Consider the following 12,475-nt stretch of genomic DNA (forward strand, 5'->3'; position numbering starts at 1 on the left):
CGTTCAAGGCCGTGCCAACAGGGCCCGGGCTTATTCGTCATCAAACTCCGCCCGGTAGTCATCCGGGTTAATGCCTTCAGCGCGCAGCGGCTCCACCAGGCGAAAACGTGTGACCTTGGCCGATGCGGTGATATAGCCTTTGATGACCCATTCACGGGTAACAGCGCTGTGTGCTTCTTGCGCCAGTTGCTCGATCACGCGCGTGGTTTTGCGCCGGGCTAGCATGCGGAAGAATGCGGGCACATGGGCGAGCAGGCGTTGCAGCAGCTCTTCGGCATCGGCGGCCCATTCGCCTTGCTTGGGCAGTTCCGGCACAAAACCCCATTCGTCTTCTGTCAACGCGCGCCACAGCACGATCGCATGGCCATCGGCATCGTTCACGCAGGCCATCTCTTCGAGCTCGGGGGTGCGCATCGGCGCATAGCGTGAGCTGCTGCCTGCCGCCAACAGGCTTTGGTAGGCCTGGGCCACATCGGCCACCTGCAGGCGCAGGCTTGTCTGCGACTCCACCTTGGGCACCTGCAGCAGCCGCAGCAGGGCGCTGCCGGTGTCGATATCGACATAGCCCTCGCCGCTGCGCGCGGCCCTGAAGCCGATCACATCACGCCAGAGGTGCGTTGCTTTTTCCAGATCGCTGCAGGGGAGGACGAGGTGGCTGATTCCAAAAAACATGGCATGCGGTGGTAAAAATGACAATGCTGATGATAGCTTTTGGCTGCGCCATCGATCAGAACTGATCGTCCCAGCGAGCAACGATACCCACCACCAGCAGTTGTCTTGGAGACAGCCCAGACTGCCCATTCGCCACTGGATGGGCGAAGATCCCGGCTACACAAGCTCGCGCAGCGCATCGGCGCTTTCTGCCAACGCCGCTGCAGCTCTTCAGGAGACCCACCCCATGATCCCCCATGCGCTCGCTTCTGCTGCCGCATTGGCAATGGCTGCTAGCTTGGCCGTTGCGGCCAGTCCGGCCCTTGCCGCCTATCCAGACAAGCCCATCAAGCTGATCGTGCCGTTCCCACCCGGCCAGGCCACCGATATCTTTGCCCGTGCGCTGGCCGACAAACTCGGCCAAAAGCTCGGCCAACCGTTGGTGGTGGAGAACAAAGCCGGCGCGGGCAGCAATATCGGCTCCGAGCAGGTTGCGCGCAGCGCCGCCGACGGCTACACCTTGCTGGTGGCGGGCAGCGCGATGGCGGTGAACCAGACCTTGTACAAAAAGGTGAACTTCGATCCCCGGGCCGACCTGGTTGGCATCAGCTTGATCGCCAAGGTGCCGCTGGTCTTTCTGGCCAATCCGGCCAGCGGCATCAAAAGCATGAACGACCTGGTGAGCAAGGCCCGCGCCGAGCCCGGCAAGCTGAGCTATGCCAGCGCCGGCATTGGCGGCACCCAGCATTTGAGCGCGGAGATGGTCAAGGCCCGCGCAGCGCTGCAGATCGAACATATTCCCTACAAAGGCAGCGGCCCGGCGCAGGCGGATTTTCTGGGCAACCAGGTGCCGCTGATGGTGGATTCGGTCACTGCGGCCTTGGCCAATATCCAGGCTGGCAAGGCCGTGCCGCTGGGCGTGACCTCGGCTACGCGCTCCAGCCAGCTGCCCCAGGTGCCCACGATTGCCGAATCCGGCCTGCCCGAGTTCAAGGGCTTTGAGGCTGTTGGCTGGTTGGGCCTGATGGCTCCCAAGGGAACGCCCAAAGCCATTGTCGACAAGTTGACCCAAGAAACGGTGGCCATTCTCAGCAGCGCCGAGATGCAGAAATTCATCCGTGACCGGGGCTCCGAGCCCGCACCGACCAGCGGCCCGGAGATGGACCGCTTTGTCGCCAGCGAAATGGTGGAATGGGGCAAGGCCGTCAAGCAATCGGGCGCGACGGTGGAATAGGGCTACCCCCAGGCTGCGCGGTCAGAACCCTTACGCCCCGCCGACCATGTCACCCAGGCGTCCCGGTGCCTGGATGCGCTTTTCTACACTCTTTGTCGCCTATAGACCGAAATGGAGACAAAGACATGGTGTTGACGCGCAGAAGCCTGGTGCAAGCCGGGGCCGCCACGGCAATGGGAGCTTATATCGGGGCCGGCGCATCGCTGGCCCACGCGAACAAGCGCTTTCCCAACCGGGCGATCAAGCTCGTAGTGGCCTTTCCCGCCGGCGGGCCGACCGACCTGACAATGCGCCAGCTCGCCGAGAACGCCGCCAAGGTGCTGGGCCAGCCGATTGTGGTGGAGAACCGCCCCGGCGCGGCGGGCTCGCTGCCTGCGACCCAGCTACAGAACACGGTGGCCGATGGCTATACCATCGCCCAGCTGCCGATGAGCGTGATGCGCCTGCCTTTCACCACGGGCCTCAAATGGAACCCGGTGGAGGATCTGAGCTACATCATCAATGTCACCGGCTATGCGTTCTGCATGGTGGCCAGCACGCAGTCCGGGCTCAAGAATTGGCAGGAGGTCGTGGCCTGGGCCAAGGCCCACCCTGGCAAGCTGACCTTGGGCAATACCGGTACCTATACTTCGCCGCATGTCACCTCGGCCATCATTGCGCAGCAGCTCGGACTGGATGTCGTGCATGTGCCCTACAAAGGATCGGCGGAGCTGATGCGCGCGACGATGGCAGGCGAGGTGATGGTCGCGGCCGACACCAGTGCCGTAATCCCCTATGTGGACCAGGGCCGCATGGTCGCGTTGAACGTCTGGACCGAAAAGCGCCTGCCCACCTTGCCCAATACCCCCACCTTGATCGAGCTCGGCCTGCCGACCACGCAATACTCGCCGTTTGGCCTGGTGGGCCCCAAGGGCATGCCGGCCGATGTGCAAGCCACTTTGCACAAAGCGTTCAAGGAAGCGATGGAGATGGAAAGCTACCAGGCGATGCTGCAGCGCTTTGAGATGCTGCCGATTTACATGAACAGCGCCGACTACAAGAAGTTTGCCGCCGAGTCGACCGTCAAGGAAAAGGCCGTGCTGGCCAAGCTGGGTCCCCAGGCTTGACGGAGCCGAGGCGGCCCATGGGCGCGGCAACGGCAGCAGGGTGATGAAAACTGTATTTATATACAGTATTTGTAAAACACCGCTTCATCTGATCGGTGCCGCCCCTCTATGAAGGGGTCTGCTTACGCTGACAGCATGGAAGGCAGCGCTGGTCATCGCCGGGAGGTTTTGCTAGAATACTGTACATATACACAGTATTTATGCAAACCCTCGCCAAACTCCAGATTCTGGCCGATGCCGCCAAATACGATGCCAGCTGCGCATCCAGCGGCAGCAAGCCCCGCAATTCCCTGGGCGGCAAGGGGATGGGCTCGACCGAGGGCATGGGCATCTGCCACAGTTACACGCCCGATGGCCGCTGTGTCTCGCTGTTGAAGATTCTGCTGACGAACTTCTGCATCTACGACTGCCGCTACTGCATCAACCGCAAAAGCTCCAATGTGCAGCGCGCCCGCTTCAGCGCGGCCGAGGTGGTGGGGCTCACTCTGGACTTCTACCGCCGCAACTGCATAGAAGGCCTGTTTCTGTCCAGCGGCATCATCCAGTCGTCCGACTACACGATGGAGCAACTGGTCGAGGTGGCCCGCAGCCTGCGCGAGGACCACGATTTTCGCGGCTACATCCACCTCAAGACGATTCCAGATGCGTCCCCCGAGTTGTTGGCGCTGGCGGGCCGCTATGCGGACCGGCTCAGCATCAATATCGAGCTGCCCACGCAGCAGGGCCTGCAGCAATTGGCGCCGGAAAAGGATGCTGTGGGCATTGCCTCGGCCATGCACCAGGTCGCGGAGCATATCGAAGTGGCCCGGCAGCAGAAGCAAGACCAGCAGGGCAGCAAGCTGGTATCGCTGCCCCGCCAGCGCCAGGCGGCCCGGGCGGCAGCGCCCAGCTATGCGCCTGCGGGCCAAAGCACCCAAATGATTGTCGGCGCCGACAGCGCCAATGATGCGACCATTCTGCTCACCAGCAGCGCGCTCTACACCGGCCAGCGTCTGCGCCGGGTCTACTACTCGGCTTTCAGCCCCATCCCCGATGCCTCATCCGATCTGCCCCTGCAGGCGCCGCCGCTGATTCGCGAGCACCGGCTCTACCAGGCCGATTGGCTGATGCGCTTTTACGGATTCAGCCCGGCTGAGATCACCGCGCCAGCGAGCGGCGGCATGCTCGATCTGGAGCTGGACCCCAAACTTGCCTGGGCGCTGTCGCAGCGCCAGCATTTTCCGGTGGATTTGAACCGCGCGGCCAAGGCCTGGCTGCTGCGGGTGCCGGGCTTGGGTGTTGGCAGTGTCGAGCGCCTGCTGGCCGCCCGCAGGGTGCGCCGGCTGCGGCTGGCAGATCTGCAGCAGCTGCGCGTTGCCACCAGCAAGGTGCTGCCTTTTGTCGAGCTCGATGATTACCACCCGCCACTGGCCATGCTCGACAGCCCCGGCTTGCGCCAACAGCTGCTTGCCCAGATGGGGCAGGGGGCTGTGCAGCGCCGGCACAGTGGCATGCAACTGGCGGCTGCGGCGCAGATCGCCTTGTTTTGAGGAGGCCAGGCATGCCAGCGGAGAACGACAGCTTGACGGTGATGCTGGAAACACCGGATGACTTTGCCGGCTTTCGCCAGGCCGCGCGGGTGTTATTGGCCCTGGGCGCAGCGCCCGAGGTGGTGCACTGGCGCTGGTCGGATGAGTTGGCTACCCAGGCCGAGGATGGTGATTTGTTTGCGGATGCCGCGGCGGCCAATGATGCACCCGATGCACCAGCCCGCGTCATCAGTCCCGATGCGCTGGACCGTTTGGCCATCGCACCCGGCCAGCCGGTGCACATCCGCAAACCCCAGCTGGCTGTGCTGCGCAATGCTTGCTGCCACCGCAATCCGGGGCGCTTCATGCTGTGCTACCGCTGGCTGTGGCGGCTGCAGGCCATGCCCAGCCTCGCGGGCGATGCGCTCGATGCCGATTGGCGCGATATCGAACGCCTGGCGCATGCGGTGCGGCGAGAGATCCACAAGATGCATGCCTTTGTGCGCTTCCGGCCCGCACAGGACGAAAACGGCCACCCGCTGCATGTGGCCTGGTTCGAGCCTGAGCACCACATCGTTCGCGCGGCCTCGGGCTTTTTCATGGAGCGCTTCGGCAATATGCGCTGGGCGATTCTGACGCCGGACTGCAGCGTGCTCTGGGACCAGGAATGCCTGCAATGGGGCCCTGGCGCCACGGCGGCCCAGGCGCCGGGCCCGGATGCGGGTGAAGCGCTATGGCTGGCCTATTACCAGTCCACCTTCAACCCGGCGCGCCTCAAGGAGCAGGCCATGCTGCGCGAGATGCCACGCCGGTACTGGAAGAACCTGCCCGAGACCCAGCTGATCAGCGGCCTGGTGGCAGGCGCGCGCAGCCGCACTGGAGACATGCTGGCGGCGCAGCCAGGCGCCCAGCGCGCCTGACGCGGACAGCGGTTTTTCAGGCTCAGTGCAGTGACACGTCTTCGCGGCGCACATGGTCGTTGGCTGTGCCGGTAGGCCGGCTCGACCAGTAGCCGGCGAGCAGCGATCCCGATATGTTGTGCCAGACCGAGAAAATGGCGCCTGGCAGCGCGGCCATCGGGCTGAAGAACTTCGCGCCCAGGCTGGCCGCGAGGCCCGAGTTCTGCATGCCCACCTCGATCGCCAATGTGCGGCAGACCGATTTGTCAAAGCCCAGCAGGCGACCGCCCCAGTAACCACCCAGGTAACCGATCAGGTTGTGCGCAATCACGCCCGCCACCACGACGCCACCCACGGTGGCAATGCGGTCGCGACTCAAGGCCACGACGGTGGACAGCACCAGCAGGATCGCCACCATCGACACGAGCGGCAGCAGACGCTCGACGCGCTTGATCTGCGCATGCCAGAAATGGTTCAGCAGCAGGCCCAGGCCAATCGGCAGCAGCACGATCTGTGCAATCTCCATCAGTAGCGCGCTCACCGGCACATCGATCGACGCCGAGATATAGAGGCGCGCAAGCAGCGGCGTGGCCACAATGCCGACCAGGGTGGACAGTGCACTGATCGTCACCGACAGCGCCACATCGCCTTTGGACAGAAAAATCATCACATTCGACGACGTACCGCTGGCGACGCTGCCGACCAGCACCATGCCGGCCGTCAGCTCGGGCGGCATGTTCAGCGCCTTGGCAATCAGCCAGGCGGCCAGCGGCATGATGAGGTAGTGCAGGAACAACCCGGCCGCAATCGGCGCAGGGCGCTGCAGTACGCGGCTGAAGTCGCTGATGCGCAGGGTGACGCCCATCGCAAACATGATCAGCATCAGCAACTGGGCAATATGGGGCTTGAAGCCCAGGAAGGCGGAGGGCGCGCTGTAGGCGATCAGCGCCATCACAGCTGCCCAGACGGGAAAAAGACGGGTCAACAAAGCAAGCACGGAAGTATCCAGACCAAAGCAAAGCCTGGGCGCTGCGCTTTCGGCCAGAGCCGGTGCAACGCCCGTGGGAGAAGAACGGGGTGGGGGCTGATGCGATGCGGCGGAGGTGGCGCTGTGCCGGGCCAGGGATAGCGGCCAGTGCGACAGCGCTGCGATGAATGCAGGCTACAGGTGGTAGCGGGCAAGCGCCGGATGCTTGTGGCGGGCCGCATCAGGCCTGCCATCATAAAGTTACGATTGCAACTGGTTGGGGGCAGGCTGCGGTGGCAACACAGCACACTCGGATATCCGCAGGCGCGTGTCTGTCGGCGCAATGCCTGTTGCAGACGCAGACCCTGCCGCGCGCAAAGTTGGCATTTTTTGTACCCGAAGCCTGCTACGTTCTGCATAGCAATGTTGGTCCCATGCGTGGGCCCCATTCAACGCCGGTGCGGCGCGGCGCAAGGTTTGGCCACTGCAGTTTTTATTGTAGGACTGCAGGCATTTTGTAACCTTTGGACGCAGGCCGCCGCTGCAATCTGCAGATCATCCGGTAGAGTCGTTGAGATTGGTTAACGATCTGATGCATTAATGCAACACCGTGACAGTGTCACTGGTGGCAATGCATCTCCTGCTCTGGAACAGCCGCTGCGACGCGCTGCCAGGGCCATCTCTAACTCGGTGCCATGCGGCCATGCACGCTGGACACATTTTTTGGGAGGAAGGTGCAGTTATGCCACCCCATGCAGCATCCTCAATGCCCTTGCCGCAAGTTGGCGGCTGGCTTGAACACAGTGTTGGCCCGTTGATGAGCTGGTGCGTGCTGGTAGCGGCCGCCGCGCTGGCCGGCCATATGGTTTTTCGGCTTACCGGCTTTCCCCGCATGCTGGGTTATACGGTCGTCGGCCTATTGGCCGGCTGGCTCGGGTTTGGCGATCTGCCCTGGCCGCTGCAGGGCAATACCCAGGTGCTGCTGCATACGGCCGTAGGCACCAGCATGCTGATTGCCGCCTCGCAAATCTCGCTCAAATGGTTGGTGCGTCAGCCGTTTTTGCTGCTGCAAAGCCTGGTCGAATCGCTGGCAGCCCTCGTGCTGGTCACGGGCACTCTGCAACTGCTCGGCATGGGCTGGGCGGTGTCACTGGGTGTTGGCGTGATCGCGATGGCGGCGTCTCCATCCGTTCTTTTGCGCATCTCCTCGGATCTGCGCTCCAGCGGGGCCGTCACCGACCGCAGCGTGCTGATGGCAACGCTCAGCTGCGTATACGCACTGGTGCTGGGCTTGGTCATCACCGTGGCATGGTCGCCGGTGGCTGGCACGGATGCCCAGTCGGGCCTGATGCTGACCGCAGCCGGCATGGGCCATCTTTTGTGGAACCTGGGCCTGACCCTGTTGTGGGCGCTGCTGACCACCGCCGCCTTGTGGCCGGTGTTGCGCTGGACCTCGTCGCGCAGCGACTCCACCGCGCTGTACATGCTTGCCGTGCTGGTGGCAGCCAGCCTGCTGTCTGAACGCCTGGGCGGCTCGGCAGCGCTGGCCTTTGTCCTCGCCGGCGTGATGCTGCGCAATCTCAGCCCCAGGCCGATGATCTGGCCCACGGCCTTCATGGCGGGCAACACCATGCTCAATCTGCTGATGTTTGTGCTGGTGGCCAGCATGGCCGGCCAGATGGCGCCGAGCGCAGCGCTGATCAGCGTGGTGGCGGCAGCCAGCCTGGCGCGCCTGCTGGGGAAGATGGGCGGGGTCATCTTGCTGGGCGCAGGCACCGGTATTGGCTGGCTGCGCCAGTGGCCAGTCGCCTGCGCGCAATCGCCCAGCTCGGGCCTGGCACTGCTGATTGCCTCGGCCCAGGTGGCGCAATGGGCCACCACCAACCCGGATGTCGCCATCAGCGTATCGTCGATTGCGCTGCCAATGATTGTGCTGTGTGAGGTGATCGGTGTGCTGCTGGCCTCGCTCGCGCTGTGGCGCAGTGGCGAGGCCCACCGCGGTATCGGTCTGTCCGCCCTCACCAGCAAGGAGAAACGCCATGACGCTTGAAGCTTTCCAACAATCCCAGGCACTGACCTTGGGGGTGGAGCTGGAGCTGCAGCTGGTCAACACCAACCACTATGACCTGACGCCTTACGCCCCCGATATGCTGGCCCTGCTGAAAAATGCGCAGGTGCCGGGCTCGATCGTGCCGGAGGTGACCACCAGCATGATCGAGATATCGACCGGTATCTGTACCGATGCGCAGGATGCCTACCAGCAGCTGACGGTCACGCGCGACGCCCTGGTCAAGGCGGCCGACAAGCTCAATATTGCGCTGGCCGGCGGGGGAACCCACCCGTTCCAGCAGTGGCACCAGCAGCGCATCTATAACAAGCCGCGTTTCAAAGAGATCACTGCGCTGTACGGCTACCTGACCAAGCAATTCACGATCTTTGGCCAGCATGTGCATGTGGGCTGCCCCGGTGCCGACGCGGCCTTGATGATGCTGCACCGGCTCTCGCGCTATATCCCGCACTTTATTGCGCTGTCGGCCTCCAGCCCCTTTGTGCAAGGGCAGGACACGGCTTTCGATTCGGCGCGGCTGAACTCGGTGTTTGCGTTTCCGCTGTCTGGCCGGGCACCGTTTGCGCTGCACTGGGAGGACTTTGAGCGCTACTACGAGAAGATGACCGCCACTGGGGTGATCCACAGCATGAAGGATTTCTACTGGGATATCCGCCCCAAGCCCGAGTTTGGCACCGTCGAGGTGCGGGTGTTTGACACGCCGCTGTCCATCGAGCGCGCCGTTGCACTGGCCGCCTATGTGCAGGCGCTGGGGGCCTGGTTCCTAGCCGAGGAGCCGTTCGAGCCCAGTGAGGACGACTACCTGGTCTACACCTACAACCGCTTCCAGGCCTGCCGATTCGGCCTGGAAGGCGCCTATGTGGACCCGGCAAGCAGCGAATCCTTTGGGCTGCGGGAGCACATCCTGCTGACCTTGCAGCGCATCCAGTCCTATGTGCCGGACAACAGCAAGGAGGCCTTGCTGCAGCTGCGCAAGACCGTCAACGAAGGGGTCAACGACGCCAGCCGCCTGCGCGAGGCCTATGCCCAGGCCCAGCAACTGCCCGAGGTGGTACGGCAGTCCACCCTGCGCTTTCGGTATTGATTGAAATACACCGGGTTGAAAGCCATCCGGGGCTGGCCTGCATTACAGTGCATGGTCAGCCTTTTTTGCCTTCACCCGTGTCTGAAAAATCTCTGCTGCTCATCCAGGTCGGCACACCGCCCGACGATATCCGTGCCCAGGCCGGCGATTTGCCACTGTGGTTCTCCGCCGTGCTCGCCGCTGGGCCCGCGTTCAAGGTGGTGCGGGTGTTCGAGGGCGAGCCCTTGCCGCCGCATGACGCGCACAGCGCCGCGATCATCACCGGCTCCTGGGCGATGGTCACCGATCGTCTGCCGTGGAGCGAAGCGGCGGCCCAGTGGATACGCGACGCGATGGCATTGGGGTTTCCGCTGTTTGGCGTCTGCTACGGGCACCAGCTGATGGCCCATGCGCTGGGTGGCAAAGTCGATTACCACCCCAAGGGCCGCGAAATGGGCTGCCTCGATATCGACCTGCTGGCCGGGGCCGAGGAAGAGGCATTGCTGGCCGGCTCAGGCCCGCGCTTCAAAGCCCATCTGACCCATATGCAAACGGTGCTGGAGCTGCCGCCAGGCGCCCGGGTGCTCGCAAGATCAGCCCATGACCCGCACCAGGTGGTGCGCTATGGGGCCCATGCAGTGTCCACCCAGTTCCATCCGGAGTTCAGCCAGAAGGTGGCTGCTGCCTGCATCCAGCTGCGTGCGCAGGTGCTGCAGTCGGAGGGCTTTGACCCGCAGGCGATGCTGGAGCAGCTGCGCGACACGCCTGTGCCGCAGCGGATGCTGCAGCGCTTTGTAGCCGCCTATGCCTGCCCGCCAGCAACCGCGCCGGCGCTGAACACGGCCTTGGGTGCTCAGGCCGGGACGACCTTGACGGTATAGCCCTTGCCGGAGGTGATGACTTCCAGCAGTCGGTCGATATTGGGATGCGCGCCGGGGCGGGCCTTGGCGTCTTCCGTATGTTCAGCAAAAATCTGCAGGCCTTCTTCAGCCGCTGCCACATTGATGCCGCCATGCTTGGCGGCCAGTGCGTTGTAGACCTTGGCAGAACCCGCTTTGCCGGGGGCATTCGGAATGGTGGCTGCGACCTGGCCATCGGCATCGATCAGTTGCAGCTCGGCGATATGGTCAATGGAAGGCAGGGATTGGAGGTTGTCAGCAAATGCCATGGGGCTCCTGGGCGCAGAAGTGGTATCAAAAAAATAGCTGCCGGTGCTTATTGCATGGGCAGCTCACGGGTTTTATATTATGCAGCAAAGCCTTGCTGGCCAAGGGGGCAGGGCGGCCATCCTGCCGCCCACAGCCATCGTCAGTCCTGTGCCTTCACCAGGCCCATGATGAAGTCCCAATGCCGCGCATCCACCGGCGTGATCGACAGGCGGTTGCCTTTTTGCAGCACCCGCATATCTTCTAACGCTGGATATTGGCGCAGCGCAGCCACCGTGATGGGCTGGATCTTGCGCAGCGCCTGCACATCCAGCATCAGCCAGCGCGGGGCCTCGGGTTTGGACTTGGGGTCGTAGTATTTGGAGTTCGGGTCGAACTGGCTGGCATCGGGCCGCAGATGGCCCGCGATGCGGGCAATGCCGTAAATACCGGGCTCGGCGCAGCTCGAATGCCAGTACAGCACACCATCGCCCACCTGCATGTCATCGCGCATGAAGTTGCGCGCCTGGTAGTTGCGCACGCCATCCCAGGCGATCGTCGCCTGGGGCGCGTTGAGCGCGCGGTCGATGGAGAATTCATCGGGCTCGTTTTTCATCAGCCAGTAGCGGGTCGATGCAGCGTTCATGGTGCTTGGATGTAAGGAGGGCGGGGCAGGCGGGTAGCGCGGCCCAGACCTGAGCGCGCATGCTGCTGATGCTAAACGATGCGCCGCTCTGTTTATGGAAGCACAAGCGCTGCGGCAGTGTTGATGCCAGGCGGCGTTTATACGAGACAGCCCAAGCGTAAACAGCAGCAACATAGTACAATAGAGAGCTTTGCAAGCTTTTGTGGCTTGACTGCGTTGGCTGCCTGGCGGCTGCGCGGTACATCGTGTGCGGGATGCTGGTTGTTGGGGCCCGTTGGCGGGCCCGCTGATGGCCGCTTCGCTGAGTGGCCTGGCACGGCGCTTGCCCCCTGGGAGGTGAGAGCTGGCAAGACCATCCCGAACCATGGAGAGAGCCACCGCTTGTTGGTGGCACAGAGAACAGCATGGCGAACCGGTTTCGTTCATGCACCACTAGACAAGGATTCGTCGACTTATATGGCTAAAGAAGAACTGATTGAGATGCAAGGCTCCGTGACCGAAGTGCTGCCGGATTCGCGCTTTCGCGTGAAGCTGGACAACGGCCACGAGCTGATTGCCTACACGGGCGGCAAAATGCGCAAGCACCACATTCGCATTCTGGCCGGTGACAAGGTGTCGCTGGAGATGTCGCCTTACGATCTGAGCAAAGGCCGCATCACTTTCCGTCACCTGCCTGGCCGTGGCCCGGCGCCTACCCAACGTTAACCGCATGGGTGGCCGCTGTAAAAAAATCGTCAAATACGAAATTCAGCTGCCAAAACCCTGGTTACAATAACGGCTTAGTCGGAGCGTAGCGCAGCCTGGTAGCGCATCTGCTTTGGGAGCAGAGGGTCGCGAGTTCGAATCCCGCCGCTCCGACCATTCCATTTAAAAACCTGTTGCATGCAAATGCAGCAGGTTTTTTGTTTTGCTGATCCACGATTCGATTCGATGCTGTTTGTCTTGTTAAAGCGCTGGCAACGCTGGTTGACCGTCCGGCCAGGGTGGGGCGCTGGGTGCAGCGCCGAGGCCCATGCTGCGCAGCGGGCAGGGCGGCTGCCTGCCAACCGTCCGATCCGCTAAAAAGTTGTCAAAGTAATCATTTTTCGCCAGAAGGGGCTGCGGCTCGATATACAATAGCGGCTTAGTCGGAGCGTAGCGCAGCCTGGTAGCGCATCTGCTTTGGGAGCAGAGGGTCGTGAGTTCGAA

Annotated in this window: 12 protein-coding genes and 1 tRNA gene; 9 read left to right on the forward strand and 4 right to left on the reverse strand. The window is 62.9% G+C overall.

Annotated elements, in window-relative coordinates:
• Positions 1 to 30: 30 nt before the first annotated feature.
• Positions 31 to 672 carry a VOC family protein gene (locus ACHWUQ_RS16890; protein ID WP_394681833.1) on the reverse strand — a complete coding sequence of 214 codons (642 nt, stop codon included), beginning with the start codon at positions 670 to 672 and terminating at the stop codon, positions 31 to 33.
• A 265-nt stretch (positions 673 to 937) separates the two neighbouring features.
• On the opposite strand from ACHWUQ_RS16890, the gene ACHWUQ_RS16895 reads away from it, so the two are divergent.
• The 4 genes from ACHWUQ_RS16895 (at position 938) to ACHWUQ_RS16910 (ending at position 5,419) form a co-directional block, all read left to right on the forward strand.
• The gene (locus tag ACHWUQ_RS16895) at positions 938 to 1,885 is read left to right on the forward strand and encodes a tripartite tricarboxylate transporter substrate binding protein (protein WP_312835846.1); all 948 of its coding nucleotides are present in this window, start codon (positions 938 to 940) and stop codon (positions 1,883 to 1,885) included.
• Between the two features lie 131 nt (positions 1,886 to 2,016).
• Positions 2,017 to 2,991, forward strand: coding sequence for a tripartite tricarboxylate transporter substrate binding protein (locus ACHWUQ_RS16900; RefSeq protein WP_312462613.1), 975 nt, complete (start codon positions 2,017 to 2,019; stop codon positions 2,989 to 2,991).
• A gap of 200 nt (positions 2,992 to 3,191) precedes the next feature.
• The gene (locus ACHWUQ_RS16905; protein ID WP_312462603.1) at positions 3,192 to 4,520 is read left to right on the forward strand and encodes a putative DNA modification/repair radical SAM protein; all 1,329 of its coding nucleotides are present in this window, start codon (positions 3,192 to 3,194) and stop codon (positions 4,518 to 4,520) included.
• An 11-nt stretch (positions 4,521 to 4,531) separates the two neighbouring features.
• Complete coding sequence (locus ACHWUQ_RS16910; RefSeq protein WP_394681834.1) at positions 4,532 to 5,419, forward strand: TIGR03915 family putative DNA repair protein; 888 nt, start codon at positions 4,532 to 4,534, stop codon at positions 5,417 to 5,419.
• Positions 5,420 to 5,441: 22 nt separating this feature from the next.
• Here ACHWUQ_RS16910 and ACHWUQ_RS16915 read toward each other — a convergent pair whose 3' ends face one another.
• On the reverse strand, positions 5,442 to 6,395 hold the full coding sequence (locus ACHWUQ_RS16915) for a bile acid:sodium symporter family protein (protein ID WP_239811981.1): 954 nt from the start codon (positions 6,393 to 6,395) through the stop codon (positions 5,442 to 5,444).
• A 736-nt stretch (positions 6,396 to 7,131) separates the two neighbouring features.
• On the opposite strand from ACHWUQ_RS16915, the gene ACHWUQ_RS16920 reads away from it, so the two are divergent.
• The 3 genes from ACHWUQ_RS16920 to ACHWUQ_RS16930 all read left to right on the forward strand — a co-directional run bounded on the left by ACHWUQ_RS16920 (position 7,132) and on the right by ACHWUQ_RS16930 (position 10,377).
• Positions 7,132 to 8,415 carry a cation:proton antiporter gene (locus tag ACHWUQ_RS16920; protein WP_312528582.1) on the forward strand — a complete coding sequence of 428 codons (1,284 nt, stop codon included), beginning with the start codon at positions 7,132 to 7,134 and terminating at the stop codon, positions 8,413 to 8,415.
• Positions 8,405 to 9,517: a YbdK family carboxylate-amine ligase gene (locus ACHWUQ_RS16925; protein ID WP_239811983.1), complete on the forward strand. Its 1,113-nt coding sequence runs from the start codon at positions 8,405 to 8,407 to the stop codon at positions 9,515 to 9,517. The genes ACHWUQ_RS16920 and ACHWUQ_RS16925 overlap by 11 nt, the downstream gene beginning before the upstream one ends.
• A gap of 77 nt (positions 9,518 to 9,594) precedes the next feature.
• On the forward strand, positions 9,595 to 10,377 hold the full coding sequence (locus tag ACHWUQ_RS16930) for a glutamine amidotransferase (RefSeq protein WP_394681835.1): 783 nt from the start codon (positions 9,595 to 9,597) through the stop codon (positions 10,375 to 10,377).
• Here ACHWUQ_RS16930 and ACHWUQ_RS16935 read toward each other — a convergent pair.
• The gene (locus tag ACHWUQ_RS16935) at positions 10,350 to 10,664 is read right to left on the reverse strand and encodes a DUF2322 family protein (protein ID WP_369459276.1); all 315 of its coding nucleotides are present in this window, start codon (positions 10,662 to 10,664) and stop codon (positions 10,350 to 10,352) included. The two genes, ACHWUQ_RS16930 and ACHWUQ_RS16935, sit on opposite strands and share 28 nt — an antisense overlap.
• 140 nt (positions 10,665 to 10,804) lie before the next feature.
• On the reverse strand, positions 10,805 to 11,287 hold the full coding sequence (locus tag ACHWUQ_RS16940; protein ID WP_239811986.1) for an EVE domain-containing protein: 483 nt from the start codon (positions 11,285 to 11,287) through the stop codon (positions 10,805 to 10,807).
• Between the two features lie 456 nt (positions 11,288 to 11,743).
• On the opposite strand from ACHWUQ_RS16940, the gene infA reads away from it, so the two are divergent.
• On the forward strand, positions 11,744 to 11,992 hold the full coding sequence (gene infA / locus ACHWUQ_RS16945; protein WP_133856176.1) for a translation initiation factor IF-1: 249 nt from the start codon (positions 11,744 to 11,746) through the stop codon (positions 11,990 to 11,992).
• A gap of 79 nt (positions 11,993 to 12,071) precedes the next feature.
• A tRNA-Pro gene (locus ACHWUQ_RS16950) sits at positions 12,072 to 12,148 on the forward strand.
• The last annotated feature ends 327 nt before the right edge of the window (positions 12,149 to 12,475 follow it).

This window comes from uncultured Comamonas sp. (genome assembly GCF_964277875.1).
Taxonomy (GTDB): domain Bacteria; phylum Pseudomonadota; class Gammaproteobacteria; order Burkholderiales; family Burkholderiaceae_C; genus Comamonas; species Comamonas sediminis.

What these genes read in the sequence shown, in the direction of transcription:
- ACHWUQ_RS16935 (WP_369459276.1), bottom strand. Translation starts at nt 10,664, where the DNA reads ATGGCATTTGCTGACAACCTCCAATCCCTGCCTTCCATTGACCATATC.
- ACHWUQ_RS16895 (WP_312835846.1), top strand. Translation starts at nt 938, where the DNA reads ATGGCTGCTAGCTTGGCCGTTGCGGCCAGTCCGGCCCTTGCCGCCTAT.
- ACHWUQ_RS16940 (WP_239811986.1), bottom strand. Translation starts at nt 11,287, where the DNA reads ATGAACGCTGCATCGACCCGCTACTGGCTGATGAAAAACGAGCCCGAT.
- ACHWUQ_RS16905 (WP_312462603.1), top strand. Translation starts at nt 3,192, where the DNA reads ATGCAAACCCTCGCCAAACTCCAGATTCTGGCCGATGCCGCCAAATAC.
- ACHWUQ_RS16925 (WP_239811983.1), top strand. Translation starts at nt 8,405, where the DNA reads ATGACGCTTGAAGCTTTCCAACAATCCCAGGCACTGACCTTGGGGGTG.
- ACHWUQ_RS16920 (WP_312528582.1), top strand. Translation starts at nt 7,132, where the DNA reads ATGCCCTTGCCGCAAGTTGGCGGCTGGCTTGAACACAGTGTTGGCCCG.
- ACHWUQ_RS16890 (WP_394681833.1), bottom strand. Translation starts at nt 672, where the DNA reads ATGTTTTTTGGAATCAGCCACCTCGTCCTCCCCTGCAGCGATCTGGAA.
- infA (WP_133856176.1), top strand. Translation starts at nt 11,744, where the DNA reads ATGGCTAAAGAAGAACTGATTGAGATGCAAGGCTCCGTGACCGAAGTG.
- ACHWUQ_RS16910 (WP_394681834.1), top strand. Translation starts at nt 4,532, where the DNA reads ATGCCAGCGGAGAACGACAGCTTGACGGTGATGCTGGAAACACCGGAT.